15 protein-coding genes are annotated in these 17,482 nt (G+C 63.3%); 8 read left to right on the top strand and 7 right to left on the bottom strand.

Annotated features, from left to right (window positions below; translation table 11 throughout):
* Window positions 1–87: 87 nt before the first annotated feature.
* The gene (locus ACVOLR_RS08600) at window positions 88–945 is read right to left on the bottom strand and encodes a 23S rRNA (adenine(2030)-N(6))-methyltransferase RlmJ (RefSeq protein WP_481536081.1); all 858 of its coding nucleotides are present in this window, start codon (window positions 943–945) and stop codon (window positions 88–90) included.
* Between the two features lie 151 nt (window positions 946–1,096).
* Between ACVOLR_RS08600 and creB the strand changes: the two genes are divergently transcribed.
* The 8 genes from creB (at window position 1,097) to ACVOLR_RS08560 (ending at window position 10,009) form a co-directional block, all read left to right on the top strand.
* Window positions 1,097–1,798, top strand: a complete 702-nt coding sequence (gene creB / locus ACVOLR_RS08595) for a two-component system response regulator CreB (RefSeq protein ID WP_481536080.1) — start codon at window positions 1,097–1,099, stop codon at window positions 1,796–1,798.
* Window positions 1,799–1,801: 3 nt separating this feature from the next.
* Complete coding sequence (creC, locus tag ACVOLR_RS08590) at window positions 1,802–3,238, top strand: two-component system sensor histidine kinase CreC (RefSeq protein ID WP_481536079.1); 1,437 nt, start codon at window positions 1,802–1,804, stop codon at window positions 3,236–3,238.
* 82 nt (window positions 3,239–3,320) lie between these two features.
* Entirely contained in the window at window positions 3,321–4,667 is a 1,347-nt protein-coding gene (gene creD, locus ACVOLR_RS08585; protein WP_481536078.1) for a cell envelope integrity protein CreD, read from the top strand.
* A 67-nt stretch (window positions 4,668–4,734) separates the two neighbouring features.
* Entirely contained in the window at window positions 4,735–5,145 is a 411-nt protein-coding gene (locus ACVOLR_RS08580) for a hypothetical protein (RefSeq protein ID WP_481536077.1), read from the top strand.
* 668 nt (window positions 5,146–5,813) lie between these two features.
* Complete coding sequence (locus ACVOLR_RS08575; protein WP_481536076.1) at window positions 5,814–7,406, top strand: M20/M25/M40 family metallo-hydrolase; 1,593 nt, start codon at window positions 5,814–5,816, stop codon at window positions 7,404–7,406.
* 85 nt (window positions 7,407–7,491) lie between these two features.
* Window positions 7,492–7,704: a hypothetical protein gene (locus ACVOLR_RS08570; protein ID WP_481536075.1), complete on the top strand. Its 213-nt coding sequence runs from the start codon at window positions 7,492–7,494 to the stop codon at window positions 7,702–7,704.
* A 405-nt stretch (window positions 7,705–8,109) separates the two neighbouring features.
* On the top strand, window positions 8,110–9,510 hold the full coding sequence (gene gltX, locus ACVOLR_RS08565; protein WP_481536074.1) for a glutamate--tRNA ligase: 1,401 nt from the start codon (window positions 8,110–8,112) through the stop codon (window positions 9,508–9,510).
* Window positions 9,511–9,523: 13 nt separating this feature from the next.
* Entirely contained in the window at window positions 9,524–10,009 is a 486-nt protein-coding gene (locus ACVOLR_RS08560; RefSeq protein WP_481517869.1) for a transcriptional repressor, read from the top strand.
* Window positions 10,010–10,211: 202 nt separating this feature from the next.
* Here ACVOLR_RS08560 and ACVOLR_RS08555 read toward each other — a convergent pair whose 3' ends face one another.
* The 6 genes from ACVOLR_RS08555 to ACVOLR_RS08530 form a co-directional block, all read right to left on the bottom strand.
* Window positions 10,212–11,912: an amidohydrolase gene (locus ACVOLR_RS08555; RefSeq protein ID WP_481536073.1), complete on the bottom strand. Its 1,701-nt coding sequence runs from the start codon at window positions 11,910–11,912 to the stop codon at window positions 10,212–10,214.
* A gap of 208 nt (window positions 11,913–12,120) precedes the next feature.
* Window positions 12,121–13,215, bottom strand: coding sequence for an HlyD family secretion protein (locus tag ACVOLR_RS08550; protein ID WP_481536072.1), 1,095 nt, complete (start codon window positions 13,213–13,215; stop codon window positions 12,121–12,123).
* Window positions 13,212–14,876, bottom strand: a complete 1,665-nt coding sequence (locus tag ACVOLR_RS08545; RefSeq protein WP_481536071.1) for an MFS transporter — start codon at window positions 14,874–14,876, stop codon at window positions 13,212–13,214. Before ACVOLR_RS08545 ends, ACVOLR_RS08550 begins: the two co-directional genes overlap by 4 nt.
* Entirely contained in the window at window positions 14,873–15,442 is a 570-nt protein-coding gene (locus tag ACVOLR_RS08540) for a TetR/AcrR family transcriptional regulator (protein ID WP_481536070.1), read from the bottom strand. The genes ACVOLR_RS08545 and ACVOLR_RS08540 overlap by 4 nt, the downstream gene beginning before the upstream one ends.
* A gap of 76 nt (window positions 15,443–15,518) precedes the next feature.
* The gene (locus ACVOLR_RS08535) at window positions 15,519–16,730 is read right to left on the bottom strand and encodes an MFS transporter (protein WP_481536069.1); all 1,212 of its coding nucleotides are present in this window, start codon (window positions 16,728–16,730) and stop codon (window positions 15,519–15,521) included.
* Window positions 16,727–17,155, bottom strand: coding sequence for a MarR family winged helix-turn-helix transcriptional regulator (locus ACVOLR_RS08530; RefSeq protein WP_481536068.1), 429 nt, complete (start codon window positions 17,153–17,155; stop codon window positions 16,727–16,729). Before ACVOLR_RS08530 ends, ACVOLR_RS08535 begins: the two co-directional genes overlap by 4 nt.
* Window positions 17,156–17,482: the final 327 nt, after the last annotated feature.

Below are 17,482 nucleotides of genomic sequence, written 5' to 3'. Positions count from 1 at the left end.
TCCTCCAAAGTCGCCTGATTCTGTCACTGCGGGTGCTACGTTCTGTGAACGCGGTCCAAAGCAGCTGCAGATTGCCGGCGGCGCCCGTCACTCAGGCGTCTTCAGCCACTCCAGTCGGGTCGAGGCGCCGGCTTCACCCAGATACTGCTTCAGGACCGGCAAGGCCGGGGCCAGCACCTGCTCAAACTGCCATGGCGGGTTCAGCAACAGCATCCCGCTACCATTCAGACGCAGCGGGGAGTCATCGGCCCTCACCATGAATTCGGCGACCAGAATGGACTTGGCCGGCAGCGCGGCCGCTTTGCGGAAGAACGGCTGCAGGGTGCGGCGTTGCTTGATCGGGTACCAGACGGCGCATTGCGCCTGCGGCATCCGGGTCAAAATCTCACGCAGAGCTGAGATGATCAGCGGGTACTCGGCGTCCTGTACTTCATACGGCGGGTCGATCAGCACCAGCGCACGGCCGATCTTGATGGCGCCGCTCTTGGGCGGAATGAAGGCTCGGATGGCTTCGTAGCCGTTGCCGGCGTGGACCTGTACCCGACGGTCGTGGGCAAACAGCTCCTTGAGCGCGGCGACTTCGTCCTTCTGCAGCTCGCAGGCGGCCATGCGGTCCTGTTCGCGCAGGGCGCGGGCGGCCAACAGCGGCGAGCCCGGGTAGGAGATCAAGGCGCCGACCGGGTTGTCGGCCTGCACCGCGCGCAGGTACTGCTCCACCACTTCGGGCAGCGACGGGGTGGTCATCAGTCGCAGCACGCCTTCATCGATCTCGGCGGTTTTGCGGCTTTCCTCGGCGGACAGCAGGTAACGGCCGCGGCCGGCATGCGTGTCCAGCACGAAGAAGGGCGAGTCTTTGCGCTTGAGCGCGTCGATCATCGCCAACATGACGATGTGCTTGAGAACGTCGGCGTGGTTACCGGCGTGGAAGGCGTGGCGATAATTCATCGGCGAAGTTTACGGCTTGCAGCGTTGTGTGGGCGTTTTCATTGGACGGGGCTGGCTGGGCGGCGGCTCAAGTGGCTGGTCCGAGGGCTTGATCCGCTCGCTCCGGGCGCGCCCCGCTGGCGTCTGCGGCAAGGCCAGCTATGCTGATGCAATGTCCAGCCAACCTGCCCGGGTACTCGTCGTCGAAGACGAGGCCGCCATCGCCGACACCCTTCTTTATGCGCTGCGCAGCGAAGGCTATGCCGCCAGTCATTGCGCCTTGGGCCGCGAGGCTTTGGCCTTGCTGCGCCAGGACGGCGCCGACGTGGTGGTGCTGGATGTCGGTCTGCCCGATCTGGGCGGCTTCGAGGTCTGCCGTGAACTGCGCACTTTCAGCCAGGTGCCGGTGATCTTCCTGACCGCCCGCAACGATGAGTTCGACCGCGTGCTGGGGTTGGAGCTGGGCGCTGACGACTACGTGACCAAGCCGTTCTCGCCACGCGAGATGGTTGCGCGGGTCCGCGCGCGGCTACGCCGGACCACGCCTGCGACGCCGGTTGCAGCGGAGGCCGGCGGCTGGAAGCAGCTGGGCCGGTTTGCCATTGATCACGAAGGCCGGCGCATCCGCTATGACGAGGCGCTGCTGGACCTGACCCGCTACGAGTACGCCTTGCTGGCGGCATTGCTGCAGCGCCCCGGGGCGATCCTGAGCCGGGCGCAGCTGATGGAACGTGGCTGGGACCACGCCAGCGACAGCACTGACCGCACCGTCGATACCCACGTAAAAACCCTGCGCGCAAAGCTGCGTGCGGCTGGCGCGCAAGGCGAACCGATCCGCACCCATCGCGGCGTCGGCTATGCCCTGGATGTATGACCGATGCGGCTTGGGCTGAAAATATTCCTGGGATTTTTCCTGATTGTCGGCATCGCCGCGTTCTTCGTGATGCGGGTGTTCGTCAACGAGGTCAAACCCGGCGTACGCCAGGCGATGGAATCCACCTTGGTGGACGCGGCCAATGTGCTGGCGGTGATGGCTGCGCCGGATCTGAAGGCGGGTCATATCGGCGATGGCGACTTCGCTGCGCGCCTGGCCACCGCCCAGCGCCGCGATCCCAAGGCGATGGTGTGGCGCTTTCCCAAACGCAGCATCGATTACCGGGTGACCGTGACCAATGCGCAAGGCATCGTGGTTTACGACTCGCGCGGGCAGGACGTGGGCCGCGACAATTCGCGTTGGAATGACGTCTACAAAACCCTGCGCGGGGAGTACGGCGCACGTTCCAGCCCGGAGATCCCCGGCGACGAAACCAATACCGTCATGCACGTGGCCGCGCCGATGTACGACCCGGCAGACGGTCGCAGCATGATCGGCGTGCTGACGCTGTCGCAACCGAACGACACCATCGATCCATTCATCGTTGCCAGCCAGCGCGCCATCATTGCGCGCGGTGCGTGGTTGATCGGATTGTCGGCCTTGATCGGCCTGTTGATGACCTGGTGGCTGTCGCGCGGCATTGGCGGGCTGAGTCGTTATGCCAAGGCGGTGAGCGCCGGTGAGCCGGTGCCGCCGCCGAAGCGTCGCCGCGACGAGATCGGTGACCTGGGTCAGGCGCTGGAAACCATGCGCCGCAAGCTCGAAGGCAAGGCCTACGTCGAGCAGTACGTGCAATCGCTGACCCATGAAATGAAGAGCCCGCTGGCAGCGATACGTGGCGCTGCCGAGTTGCTGCAGGAGCCCTTGCCCGAAGCCGACCGGCAGCGCTTTGCCTCCAACATCGTGCAGCAGGAGCGGCGCCTGACCGAAACCATCGACCAGTTGCTGCGGCTGGCCGAGGTTGAACAGCACGGCTGGCTGCAGCGACGCACCGAGGTGGATCTGGTCGCGGTCTGCCGCGCGCTGGCTGACGATGCAGCGCCGCGCCTGCAGGGTGGGCAGATTCGTCTGGATGTGAAATTGCCGGAGCAGGCAGCGGTGCAGGGCGATGCCTTCCTGCTGCGGCAGGCGCTTTCGAACCTGCTGGACAACGCGATTGCATTCTCCGCGCCGGGCAGCCGCATCGTGCTGAGCGTGCAGCGCCAGCAGCAGAACTGGCGGATTGCCGTGCGTGACAACGGCCCCGGTGTGCCGGAGTACGCGCAGGAGCGGGTCTTCGAGCGGTTCTATTCGCTGGCGCGTCCGGGTACGGGCCAACGCAGTTCTGGCTTGGGCCTGCCGTTCGTGGCCGAGGTGGCGCGCCTGCACGGCGGCGTCGCGGAGCTGGGTAACCATCCTGAAGGCGGTGCCGAAGCGCGCTTGTTGCTGCCGGCCGGCTGACTTCACATTCGCTTCAAACTCGGCACAAACCCTGCTCACCAGCGACGTTCAACCTGTCCCTGTTTCCACACGAGGACGGGACATGACTTCCCTGAAACTGCTGTTGCGCTTCGCCATTGTCGGCGGGCTGGTGTTGTTGCTGCTGATTCCCCTGCTGCTGATCCGCAGCACCATCAATGAGCGTGAGCGTTACCGCGACGAGGCGGTCGAACGGGTATCGCAGAGCTGGGCAGGCGAGCAGTCGCTGATCGGCCCGGTGCGGGTGCTACCGTGGACCCAGCAGCGTGAAGTGGACATCCCGGCCGAAGGCGACAAGCCGCGCCGGACCGAGCTGCGCGTCGAAAGCGGCTATGACCTGCAGATGCCGACGCGCTTGAACGTGCAGGGCAACATGCGCACTGACGAGCGCACCGTGGGCCTGTTCAAGGTGCCGGTCTACAACTGGCAGGCCAAGCTGCAGGCTGAGTTCGCCGAAACCAGCTATGTCGCGGTGCCGGGCCGCACCTATGGCAACCCGTACCTGGCCATGGGCATCTCCGATGTACGCGGTCTTGTGGGTACGCCGAACCTGCGCGTCGACGGCCGTGCGATCCAGTTGAAGCCGGGCGCTGGGGTATTGGAGGGAACCTCAAAGGGCCTGCATGCAACGCTGTCGCCATTGCCGGACTCGATGCAGGGCGTGTTGCGCGAGGGCAGCAAGGTTGAACTGGAGTTCGTGCTTGGCGGCACCCGCTCGCTGGCGATTGCGCCGGTGGGTGACGATACCCGGGTTTCCTTGTCTTCGACCTGGCAGCACCCCTTGTTTGGTGGCAGCTTCCTGCCCAATGAACGCAGCATCGATACCAGCGGTTTCAAGGCGGAGTGGGCAGTGTCTTCGCTGGCGTCGGCGGCGCAGTCGCAGCTGGCCCAGGCCATTCGTAGTGACGGCAACAATGTCGAGGTGCTCAACGTGGCTTTGGTGGATCCGGTGGACACCTATACGCAGGTGGACCGGGCCAGCAAGTACGGGATCCTGTTCGTGCTGCTGACCTTCGTTGGCTTCGCACTGTTCGAGCTGATCAAGCAGCTGAAGATCCATCCGCTGCAGTACCTGCTGGTTGGTTTGGCATTGGCGATCTTTTTCCTGCTGCTGCTGAGTCTGTCGGAGCAGATTGCGTTCTGGCAGGCGTACCTCATTGCGGCAGCGGCGTGTATTGGTCTGCAGGGGTTCTACCTGAGCGGGGTGCTGCATAGCTGGAAGCGTGGTGTCGGTTTCGCGACGATGCTGACCATGTTGTACGGCGTGCTGTATGTGCTGTTGGTCTCGGAGAACAACGCGTTGCTGATGGGCTCGCTGCTGCTGTTCGGCATCCTGGCCGCGATCATGTGGATCACCCGCAAGGTCGATTGGTACGAGCTGAGCAATCGTGCGGTGAGCAAGCAGGCCTGATCTGGCAGTTGCGATGACGGGGCGGGGCGGCAATGGCCATCCCGCCTCTTTCGTAAGGAGGAATGACATGAATCGTGCATTGATCCATCGCCGTGCGCAGCGCTTGTTGCCGGCGGGTATCGAGACCTGCGGCCTGCTGCACTTCGGCATGGAACCGGGGCAGGTGGAGCGGGCCTTGATGGGCAGTGTGTTTGCTGGTGGGGGGGCGCAGGGGGTTGTTGCCTTGCGTTTGTCGTTGTCGACGGCGTTGGCGATCCTGCGTAAGGGGCTGCGGTTTTTCGAGCCGGGGGAGTGGGTGTATTCGGCGTTTGCTGCGGCTTGTTCGCTGGATGCCGGTGGTGATGTGTGTGGATCTGTCGGTATGGGTGCGTTGCCGACGACGCATGGGGCTGGATACTCCGCCGTCGCTCAAGATGGCCGTTCGTGGTTCGTAGTACTGCCTGTGGAGCGGATGGTGGTTTATGGGTGGTGGGAATGATGGGGAGGTTGGCGGCAACATGACGCCTCCCTTCTCCCGCTTGCGGGAGAAGGTGCCCGAAGGGCGGATGAGGGGAGCTTTTGCTCTTGTCGTTGCTGTTGATTCGAGTGCTGTTGGCTAAAGCAAGAGCAAGAGCTTTCACTCCCCTGCGGGGAGCGAGTTACTTCTCTTTGCTTGTGCAAAGAGAAGATAACCAAGAGAAACACACCCTGCCTCCGCGCCCACGCCGCTGCGCGACGCGGGTCCACTACGCTGGTAGGATTTTTCGACGAGACATCCCTGTCTCGTCGAAAAACGACGCACATCCTTGTGCGTCGCCCCGTGCGGGGTCTTGTCCGCCAGCTCCGTCGCTGCGGAAGGGGCCCGGTAAGTCAACGGCGGAAGCAACAGCAACAGCAACAGCAACGGCAACGGCAACAAGCGCAACGACTGTGGACTGCTACGGACCTGGGTTGCGCAGCCCTTGAAAACTGCCGGGATGTGCTCCGAAAGCCAATGACCTTGATCGGCAAAGTGAGCTGTAGCCTGCGCTGGCGCGTGTGCAGGTGACTCGGCTGGACTGAATCACCCCGTTGTTGCTGAACCATGACCATTGGCCGACTCGGCAGCTGCTGTTCACTGGCTAGACTCGGTGGTTTGTAGTCATTGAGCCTAAGGCTGGGGAAAGCATGATCAAGCGGGGATTGTTGGCGTTGTGCATGGGATTGGCGGTGAGCGCTACGGCGCAGGCGGCCGAACAGGTGGATCTGGATATGGTCAGCAAGATCCGCCAGGAGGCGTTCCACCGTTCGCAGGTGATGGATACCTTCAGCCATCTGACCGAAACCATCGGCCCGCGCCTGAGCAATTCGCCGGCCATGACCCAGGCCAATGCCTGGAGCCGTGGCAAGTTCAACGAGTGGGGCCTGGTCAATGTGCATGACGAGGCCTTCGAGGACTTCGGTCGTGGTTGGGAATTCACTTCGGCCAGCGTCGAGATGCTGGGCCAGCGCGTACAGCCGCTGCACGCCCTGCCCAAGGCGTGGACGCCGGGTACCAACGGTGCGGTGGAAGGTGAGCTGATCCAGGTCGATATCAAGAAGCTGGCCGACCTCGAGAAGTACAAGGGCAAGCTGCGCGGCAAGATCCTGCTGCTGGGTGATGCGCGCGAATACAAGCGTGGCACCGAATCCGATTCGCATCGGCATGATGCGACCTCGCTGGAAGGCCTGCAGGCCTTCACCATTCCCAAGGCGGCGGAAGAGGACCGCGCAAAGCGGCTGAAGGAGTTCAACGAGCGCCAGGAGCTGACCAAGGCGGTCAATGCGTTCTTCATCGAGGAAGGTGCGTTGGCGTCGATCAGCATCAGCGGCTGGGACAACGGCATCATCCGCGTGGCCGGTGGTGGTTCGCGCAAGGCCGGCGAGTCGGTGGGCATCCCGGAGCTGGCGATGATTGCCGAGCACTTCAATCCGTTGGTGCGTGCGCTCAAGGACAAGCAGACGGTGACGCTGCGGGTCAATGTGGATGCTCGCTTCACCGACGACACCAATCAGCCGGGCCACAACACGCTGGCCGAGATCCGTGGCAGCAGCAAGGCCGACGAGATCGTGATGCTGGGTGCGCACATGGATTCCTGGCACACCGGCACCGGCGCGGCTGACAACGCTGCGGGCGTGGCGGTGATGATGGAGGCGATGCGCATTCTCAAGGCGGTGGGTGCCAAGCCCAAGCGCACGATCCGCGTGGGTCTGTGGAGTGGTGAGGAGCAGGGCCTGGTAGGTTCGCAGGCGTATGTGGCGCAGCATTTCGCGCGTTATCCGGAGCCGGCCGATGCAACGCAGAAGGCGCTGCCGGCGTCCTTGCGTGAGCCAACGGGTCCGTTGCAGAAGCTGCGTGATTACGAGAAGTTCCAGGTCTACTTCAACATGGACAATGGTTCGGGTCGGTTCCGCGGCATCTATGCGCAGGAAAACATGGCGGCGATGCCGATTTTCGAGGCGTGGTTGAAGCCGTTCAACGATGTGGGTGCGACCACGGTGGCTACGCGCAATACCGGTAGCACCGATCACATCAGTTATGACCGGGTTGGTCTGCCGGGCTTCCAGTTCATCCAGGATCGTCTGGATTACTTCAGCAATGTGCATCACAGCCATCTGGATACCTGGGATCACGCCGAGGCGGAGGATCTGAAGCAGGCTGCAGCGATTGTGGCGTCGTTTGTCTATAACGCAGCGATGCGTGAGGAGCGGTTCCCGCGCAAGCCGTTGTTGGAGAAGTGAGTCTGGCAGCTGGCGCGTAGTGCTGATTTGAGAAGGGCCGCTTTGCGGCCCTTCTGCTTTTTGGGGCAGAGCAAGCAGACGCTTGATGCATTCCTTCTCCCGCGTGCGGGAGAAGGTGCCCGAAGGGCGGATGAGGGGAGCTTTGGCTCTGGTTGTTAGCGCCTTGGTCTCTCATGAACAGCAATTGCAGCAGCAAGATCAAGATCAAGGGCTTTCGCTCCCCTGCGGGGAGCGAGTCACTTTGACCAGCCATTCGGCTGTTAAAGAGCTCTTCTTTGCTTGTGCAAAGAACAAGTAACCAAAAGAAACACACCCTGCCTCCGCGCCCACGCCGCTGCGCGGCGCGGGTCCACTCCGCTGGCAGGATTTTTCGACGAGACATCCCTGTCTCGTCGAAAAACGACGCACATCCATGTGCGTCGCCCCATGCGGGGTCTTGTCTGCCAGCTCCGTCGCTGCGGAAGGGGCCCGGTAAGGCAAAGGCAGGAGCAACGGCGAGGGCCGAAGCCAGAGCCAGTGCCAGAGCCGGAGCCGGAGCTCCCCTCACCCCAACCCCTCTCCCGTGAACGGGAGAGGGGCTTACAGCTGCAGTTCGACGGATCTTGTTGCGTCTTTCGGCTTGCGCGAGAAGGGCTGCAGCCGGTTCAAAGCACCGGCAGGGGGGAAAAGGTAAAATGCCCCGATTCCAACTTCTGCGCCCGTCATGACCGTCCGTACCCGCTTTGCCCCCAGTCCCACCGGCTACCTGCATATTGGTGGCGCCCGCACCGCGCTCTACTGCTGGCTGGAAGCGCGCCACCGTGGCGGTGAGTTCGTGCTGCGCATTGAAGATACCGACCGCGAGCGCTCCACCCAGGCTGCCATCGACGCCATCCTCGAGGCGATGGACTGGCTGGGCCTGGGCTATGACGAAGGTCCGATCTACCAGACCGCGCGCGTCGCCCGTTACCAGGAAGTAGCCGAGCAGCTGATCGCGTCGGGCAAGGCTTATTACGCCTACGAGACCAAGGAAGAGCTCGACGCCATGCGTGAAGCCGCCATGGCCAAGCAGGAAAAACCGCGCTACAACGGCGCTGCCCGCGAGCTGAACCTGCCGTACAAGGACGACCCGAACCGCGTCATCCGCTTCAAGAACCCGCTTGAAGGCACGGTGCTGTTCGATGACCTGATCAAGGGCAATATCGAGATCGCCAACAGCGAGCTGGATGACATGGTCATCTTCCGCCCGGACGGCTTCCCCACCTACAACTTCGCGGTGGTGGTCGACGATTGGGATATGAAGATCAATGAGGTCATCCGCGGTGATGACCACATCAACAACACCCCGCGCCAGATCAATCTGTACGAGGCCATCGGTGCGCCGGTGCCCAAGTTCGGCCATATGCCGATGATCCTGGACGAGCAGGGCGCCAAGCTGTCCAAGCGCACCGGCGCGGCCGATGTCATGCAGTACAAGGACGCTGGCTACCTGCCCGAGGCGCTGCTGAGCTATCTGGCCCGTCTGGGCTGGTCGCACGGTGACCAGGAGATCTTCACCCGTCAGGAGCTGATCGAGCTGTTCGACGTCACCAACTGCAATTCCAAGGCCGCGCGCCTGGACATGGCCAAGTTGGGCTGGGTCAACCAGCACTTCCTGAAGACTGAAACGCCGGAATCCATTGCCCCGCAGCTGGTTTACCAGCTCGAGAAGCTGGGTCTGGACGTCAGCAAGGGCCCAGCCCCGGTTGACGTGGTCATCGCCCTGCGTGAGCGCGTGCAGACCCTGAAGGAAATGGCCGAGAAGGCGGTGGTCTGGTACACCCCGCTGAACGAATACGACGAAGCGGCGGTTGCCAAGCACTTCAAGCCCGGTGCCGACCTGCCGCTGGCCAAGGCTCGCGAGCTGCTGGCCAATGCTGAATGGACCGCCGAAGGCGTGTCGGCCGCGCTGCATGACGTGGCCGCACAGCTGGAAATCGGCATGGGCAAGGTCGCCCAGCCGCTGCGTGTGGCCATCACCGGCACCCAGGTTAGTCCTGACATTTCCCATACCGTGTATCTGGCGGGGCGCGACGAGGCCTTGAAACGCATCGACGCCGCACTCATCAAGATCCCAACGGCCTGACCCTGAGGTAGACATGACCGAAGCACACTCCTGTACCGCCCCGCACCACCACGTCGAAGACGCGGCGGGCTTTGTCGCGGTGGTTGAACGGGTGTGCCGCGAGCGCGGGTTGCGGTTGACCCCGATCCGCGCCAACGTGCTGCGGCTGATCGCCGAGGCGGGCAAGCCGGTCAAGGCCTACGAACTGCTGGAATGGGTGCGCGAAGGCAAGGGTGTGGGCGCTGATGCCCCGCCTACGGTCTACCGCGCGCTGGACTTCCTGATGGCCAATGGCTTCGTGCACAAGCTGTCATCGGTCAACTCGTTCGTTGCCTGCCATCACCCGAGCAGCAACCAGCACTCGGTACCGTTCCTGATTTGCGATCGCTGCCATAGCGCAGTGGAGCTGGAAGACCGTGACATCGTCCGCCAGCTCGAAGCCCGTGCCAAGGAGCTTGGCTTCAAGCCGCAGGCGCAGACGCTGGAAGTGCACGGCCTGTGCGCGAACTGCGCAGGCTGAAGCTTCAAGCCCCTCTCCCTGCGGGAGAGGGGTTGGGGTGCGGGTGAAGCGCCCCGCGGAAACGATTTTTGTGGGAGCGGCGTAAGCCGCGAAGCCGATAGGCTTCGACCGCCCCGGCTACTTCGGTGCGGTCAATGCGCTATCGGCTTCGGTCGTTGCAGTGGCTTCGCGGCTTACGCCGCTCCCACAAGAGCTGTCTGGCTTATGGCTTCGGTTTTGCTTCGTAAACCACTTCGCCATCCTTGATGGTCTGCAGTACCTTGATGGTGTGTAGCTGGCTGCGCTCGATGCTCATTGGGTTATCCGACAGCAGCACCAGATCCGCGCGCTTGCCGACTTCGATCGAGCCCTTGCTGCTCTCTTCGCCGTACTGACGCGCTGCCCACAAGGTGATCGACTTCAGCGCGATCGCCGGTGATACACGCTGATCTGGCCCCAGTACGCGGCCACTGCGGGTCACGCGGTTGACCGTCGCATCCAATACGCGCATGGAGTCCGGGAACACCACCGGTGCATCATGGTGCGAGGTGAATACCATTCCCGCATCCAGCACCCATTGTGTCGGCGAGATGTTCTCGGCGCGTTCCGGGCCCAGCACCGAATCGCGGTGCCAATCGCCCCAGTAATAGGTGTGCATCGGGAACAGCGAGGGGAAGATGCCAAGACGGCGCAGCTCACCAACCTGATCCTTGCGCAGGGTTTGGCCGTGGATCAGCACGGGGACGAGATGCTTGTCCGGATACTTGGCTTCAGCGGCGGACACAGCATGGATCAGCTGATCGATGGCGGCATCGCCATTGGCATGTGCCTGTACTTGCCAGCCATGGCCCCACGCCTGGGTGATGAGGTCATCGACCTTGGCGGTGGGGAAGGCGGGATAGCCGGCATAGTCCGGCTTTTCGCCTTCGGGAACCTTGTAATAAGGCTTGGTCAGCCACGCGGTCTTGCCCTGTGGTGAGCCGTCCAGGCTGATCTTCACGCCGGCGATGCGGAAGTGGTCGGTGTAGTTCAGACCATAGAAGGGCCCCTGCATTGCTGGATTCTGCAAGGCCACTTCAATATCCGGATAGGACACCACGTCGATCTTGAGCTTGCCGGCCTTGGCCGCCATCGGCAGCAGCTGCAAGGTGCCTGCGTCGGTCTTGGCGTCCTGGGCAGTGGTGTAGCCGTATTTCATGTACAGCGCCTGGCCGGCTTCGAGCATGGCAAAGGATTGCTCGACAGTCATCGCTGGCATCAGCTTGGCCAAGGCGATGTTGTGCGCGCTTTCCTCAAGCACACCGTCAGGCACGTTGCTGCCGGGTTCGCGGCGGATCACGCCACCTGGTGGATTGGGTGTGTCGGCAGTGATGCCCGCCATTTCCAGCGCTTTGCTGTTGTAAGCGCCGAGGTGGCCGGACTGGTGCATCAGGATGATCGGGATGTCGGTGGCGACCGCATCCAGATCCTGCCGGGTCGGATGGCGCTGTTCGACCAGTTGCGAATCGTCGTAGCCGAAGCCGATCAGCACCTTGTAGCCCTCGGGCGTGGTCGGGTGTGCGCGGAACTCGCGCATGATCTTCTGCAATGCGGGGATCGAGTTGCCTTCGCCATCGGGTGCGGGCAGCAGGTTGGCCGACAGCGCTTGCAGGCCGACGCCTGAGACGTGGCCGTGGGCATCGATGAAGCCCGGCGTCAGGGTGTGGCCCTGCAGATCAATCTGCTGCGCTTGCGGGCTGAAGCGGCGTGCTGCCTTGCGGGTGCCGACAAAGGCGATGCGGCCGTCGCGCACGACGATGGCTTCAGCATCGGGGTTGCGGTCATCCACGGTGACGATGGGGCCGCCGGAGTACAGCGTGTCAGCGGCGTTGGCGGAGGTGGCCGTGAGTGCGGCCAGGACGGAGAGCGCCAGAATCAGTTTCACCGAGGGTTCTCCCGGCTGTGAACAGGGGTACAGCCTAGCGCAATCGGGTGAAGGCTTTGCTTCCTTCCTTGTGCAGCACGGGAGGGTTGGGGAGGGGGGGCTCTTTGGGCCTTTCTACCAATGTCGGCTTCGCGGCTTATGGCCCGAGGCCACCCGGCGCCGCTCCTACAAGATGGTCGGTAGTGCCCCTGCCGAGCATGGCTCGGCACTACCTTGCGGCGGTGTCCACTTCCACCACCACCGACATGCCGGGACGCAGGCGTGCGGCCAGCGGCTGGTCGGGGTCGATGGCGATGCGGATCGGTAGACGTTGCACCACCTTGGTGAAATTGCCGCTGGCGTTGTCGGGCTTGAGTACCGAAAACTCGGAGCCGGTGGCCGGGGCGATCTGCTCGATACGGCCTGTCAGCTTCTTGCCCTGGAAGGCATCGACACTGAACGTTGCTGGCTGGCCGATGGCCATGTTCCAGGTCTGGCCTTCCTTGTAGTTGGCCACTACCCATAGCGTGTCCGGCACCAGGAACAGCAACTGGCTGCCGGCGGTAACGTATTGCCCAAGCCGCACGGTGGCCTCGGATACCTGACCATCACGCGGCGCTTTGATAACCGTGTTGTCGAGGTCGATTTTTGCCAGTTCCAAGGCGGCTTCAGCCATGGCGACCTTCGCTTCCAAGCCCTTGCGCGCCACTCCGGTGGAAGTGAGGGTTTCCTCGGCGATATGGATGGCCGCCTGCGATTGGGCCACGCCGGCAGTCGCCGCCTGCGCGGAGGAGCGCAGCTTGTCGCGGTCGCTATTGGAAACCAGCTGCTGTGCGGCCAGGGCTTCATAGCGTTGCAACTCGGTGCGACTGCGTTGCTGCTCGGCCTGCTGCGCAGAATGATTTGCGCGGGCCGAGCTGATCTGCGCGCGGTTCTGCGCCTGGCTCTGGTCGGAGTTGGCCAGCTGCGCGCGTGCATCTTCTAGGGAAGCCTGCGCTTGATCCACCTTCTGCTGGTAGATGCGCTGATCAATACGCAGCAGCGGCTGGCCCTTTTTGACATGGTCGAAGTCGCTGACCAGTACTTCGGTGACATAGCCGTTGACCTGCGGCGCAAGCACCGTCACCTGGCCGCGCACATAGGCGTCGTCGGTATGCATGTGTGTGCTGTTGAATGGCCACAACTGCCAAGCGCGCAGGATCAAGGTCAATCCGACCAGGGCGACGATGATCATCACCACTACCGCGCGGCGGCTGGGTCGGTTGTATTTGGACACGGCCTCGGCTGCCGGTGCTGAGGCTTTCTTTTCGGTCTTGTTGCTCATGTTTCTGCTCGGTTGTCCTGGGCCCCGGCGCGGTCACGCCGGATCACCTGTTTCACGCGTGGATTACGCAGCGTCACTTCCAGCAACAGCCAGCTCAGGAAGCAGATCGCTACCCAGCCACTGAAGGCGAATACATCATTGAACGCGCGCACATTGGCCTCACGCTTGGCTGCTGCCGCCAAGGCTGCACTGGCCTGCGCCTTGAGTTGTACCGGGTCGGTGATGACGCGGGCGTAGGCTTGTTGCTGCAGTTGCAGCCGGCGCGCCACCTGCGGATCGGCGGGATTGAGCTGGCTGACCAGTGCAGTGGAATAGATGTGCTCGCGGTGCAGCTGGAAACTGCTCAGGAAGGCCGAGCCGGCAAGGCTGCCGAAGCTCTGCGTCAGTGACAGGATCACGATGAAGGACACGATGTGGTCCAGCCCGCGCGCCATCGCCTGGCGTATGCCCATCAGCATCAGCGGGCCCATGAACATGCCACTGCCCACCGCCGCCAGGAACTGGCTGAGGGCGAAATCCATCGGCCGGTCCATGCTGGTGCGGTGCTGGTCGAGGAAGGCAGCACTGCCGAGCAGGATGATCGAGACCAGCAACTGCGGAATCAGCGCCTTCGGCCCGAAGGTCAGCGCACCGGCAGCAATGCCGACCAGCACGCCGATCAGAATGACCCCGAACAAGGGCGCCATCTGCTCCGGGCCCATGCCCAGTGCCCGCATCATCGAGATCATCCCGTAAGACTGCTCGTTGGTGAGGAAGCGGATCAGGAAGGCGCCGACGATGAAGCGCAGCATCACCGGTCCCATCAACCAGCGCACCTGCAGCAGCGGGTTGCGGCGCTGCTGTTCGATGCACAGGCCGGTGGTGATCAGCACGACGGCGGCGGCCAGGGCCCAGCCCAGCCAGGGTGAATCGAACCACCAATGCAGATAGCCTTGGCTGAGCACCGCCACCAGCAACGCCAGTCCTGGCGCGAGCAGAGCGAAGGTGAGGAAGTCGGTGCGCTCGAAGACCTTGATCTGGATGCCGGGCGGCAGCTTCAGTACCACCACGGCAGCGAACGAGCACAGCGCCAAACCGGCTTCAAACAGATACAGGTTCTGCCATTCGCCATGGTCGAGCAGGCTGGGCGACAACAGCCAGGCCAAAGGCACGGCCAGCTGCGACAGGCCAACGCCGATCACCAGCAGGTTGCCGACGTATTTGCGCGGCAGCGCCTGCAGCATGTACAGCGTGCCCAGCGTGGTGCAGGCTGCGCCGGCAAAACCGCTGCCTGCGCGTACCAGCAAGGTGGTCGTGTTGTTGCCGACAAACAGATGCAGCACCGCCAGTGCGGCATAGGTGCCAAGGCCAATCTCGGCGAACAGGCGGATGCCGTATTCCTGACGGAATTTGAACACCAGCAGGTTGGCACTGACGTTGACCATCAGATAGGCAGCCACCAACCAGTTGGCCTCGCTGGCCTGCAGCCCCATCTGGCCGGTGATCACCGGCAGGTTGGCGCTGATCAACGCATTGCCCAGCCCGCCGGTGATCGCCACCAGCACCGCCACCGCGGCATAGGCCGCGCGCCGGTGTGGCGGATGCCAGGGCATCGAGGCCGAGCCGGGCAGGGAAGGCTTTTCATGCTCTTCCCAGTCCGGAATGGGCTTGAGTGGCTTCATATGCGTTCCGCTGCAGCCTGCTTGGACAGGCCGGGACGCAGCAATTCAATCGCACGCCGTGCGAGGGTGGCGCGATCTTCGACGGTGCGTCCGCGCAACGCCGCGCCGAGCATGCCGGAGATCAATGAAATATCGGACAGCTGCAGGTCGAGCCGGCACAGTCCTGCGGCCTTTGCCCGCAGCAGGGCAGGTTCGGACAGGCTCAGGATGCGCTCGCGTGCGGCCTTGATCGCGGGTTCGTCCTGGTCCACTGCGCGCCAGTAGTCGGCCAGCGCTGGTGAGTACACGATGCGCTTGGCCATGCCGATGATCAGCTCGAACAGCGCATCGTCACGCTCGCCCAGCTCCTGCAGATGCGCTTCGATCTTTTCCACGGTCCGCTGCAGCAGGGCTTCGATCAGCGCGGTGCGGTCGGGGAAGTTGCGGTACAGCGTTGCCCGTCCCACGCCGGCCCGCTCCACCACCAGGTCAAGCGGGGCGGTGATGCCGTGTTCGCCGAACACGGCGTCGGCCGCATCCAACAGCAAAGCGCGGCGTGCGGCGGCATCGGAACGAATGGAAGTCATGTCGCATATGATCCGGACAAAAGTGTCCGGTTTCAATGGGCGCGGTGAAACGGGCCGTTGCAGCGGCCCATTTCGTTCAGCTTGCGGCGAACTGGCGACGCAGTGGTGCCTCGCGGATCGGCAGGTTGATCAGGGCTGCAGCGGCCGCCAGTGCCATGTCCGCGTACCACATCCAGCTGTAGTCGCCGCCGTACTCCAGCGCCACGCCGCCCAGCCAGGCACCGAAGAAGGCGCCGCTCTGGTGCGAGAACAGGGTCAGACCGAACAAAGTGCCCATGTGACGCGGACCGAACAGCTTGCCGACCAGCCCGGCGGTAGGCGGCACCGTCGCCAGCCAGGTGAAGCCCAGTGCCGCGGCAAATAGGTAGAAGGTCATCGGCGTCGGCGGCGAAGCCAGATAGATCGCGATCAATACCGCGCGGCTGAGGTACATCCAGAACAACAGCCACTTCATCCGGAAGCGCTCGCCGAGCGCGCCGATGATCAGGCTGCCGGCGACATTGAACAGGCCGATCAAGGCAATCGATACCGAGGCCACGTTCGGCGACAGCCCGCAGAGTGCGATCTCGCCGGGTAGGTGGGTGACCAGAAAGGCGATGTGCACGCCGCAGGTAAAGAAGCCCAGGTGCAGGCACCAGTAGCTGCGGTCGCGCAGGGCGCGCTGCAATTGCGGGCGCAGGGCTTCGCCGTCATCCGTTCCTTCGCTGCGTGGTGCACGTTTGCGCAGCGGCCAGGCCAGCGGCAATGACAACAACACGATGAAGGCCAGTGCATACAAAGCCTTGATCCAGCCGAAGGCGCTGAGCAGCAACTGCACCAGCGGCGCGAACAGGAATTGGCCGAGCGAGCCACCGGCATTGATGATGCCGGCCGCCATCGAGCGCTTCTGCGCTGGGATGCGCCAAGCGGTTGCGCCGATCAGTACCGAGAAACTGCCGGCACCGGCACCGGCGGCCAGCAACAGGCCGAAGCTGAGGTTCAGTCCCCAGGCGCCGGGCAGCAGGGTTGCCGCGAGCAGGCCGACGGCCAGTAGCACACCGCCGCCAACCAAGACCGGAAGTGGTCCTCGCTGGTCGGCCATCGCGCCGAAGAAGGGCTGCACCGCGCCCCAGACGAACTGGCCGATTGCCAGCGAAAAGCTGATCTGGGCAACCCCCAGCCCGGTACTGACATGGATGGGATCGATCAGCAGCCCGCTGGTCTGACGCACGCCCATGGTCACCATCAGGATGCTGGAGGCGGTCAGCAACAGCAGCCATGGTGTGCGGGTGGGAGCTTGCGCGCTCATGCTGGTTGCTCCTGTTCCAGTGATTGGGTGAGTGCTTCCAGCTGTTGGTTGAGATCCGCGATGCGTGCGCTGCCGAACAGTTTTTCGATTTCCTGCTGCGCCTGTTGCCAGAGGGGCAAGGCTTTCTGCAGGCGACGTTTGCCGGCGGCGGTGATGTGCAGCTGGCGCTGGCGGGAATCTGCGCCGGGCGCGGAGCTGAGCAGGCCGGCTTCGAGCAGCGGCTTGAGGTTGCGGGTGAGGGTGGTGCGGTCCATGCCCAATGCATCGGCGAGTTCGCCCAGCGGGCGTGGCTGGCTGGAGCGGCGCAGGATGGAATAGGCGTTGAGGCTTAGGTCGGCGGGTGCGAGATGGCGGTCATAGAGCTGGGTGACGCGGCGTGTGGCGCGGCGCAGCTGGAAGCAGGTGCAGGGGCTGGAGGTGTCCATCGGTTTGTGGGGCAGGGCGATGGGTGGGAGTTTATGTGCATATGCACGTAATTGCGAGGATTGGGCTGTGCGGTCTTGCTCTTGCTGTGATTTGGTTTTCGGTCAGGCTCCGGCTCCGGCTCCGGCTCCGGCTTCGGTTTCGGCTCTGGCTCTGGCTCTGGCTTTGGCTTTGGCTTTGGCTTTGGCTCCTGCTCCTGCTCCTGCTCCGGCTTTGCTTTTTGTCTTCCCTTCTCCCGCCTGCGGGGGAAGGTGCCCGAAGGGCGGATGGAGGGCGCTATTGATTTGGCTTCGGCAGTTTTTGAAATAGTTCCCGCATAAATTGCTCAC

It is taken from the genome of Stenotrophomonas sp. STEN030 (assembly GCF_056759995.1).
This window is presented reverse-complemented; position numbering and strand designations above follow the sequence as displayed.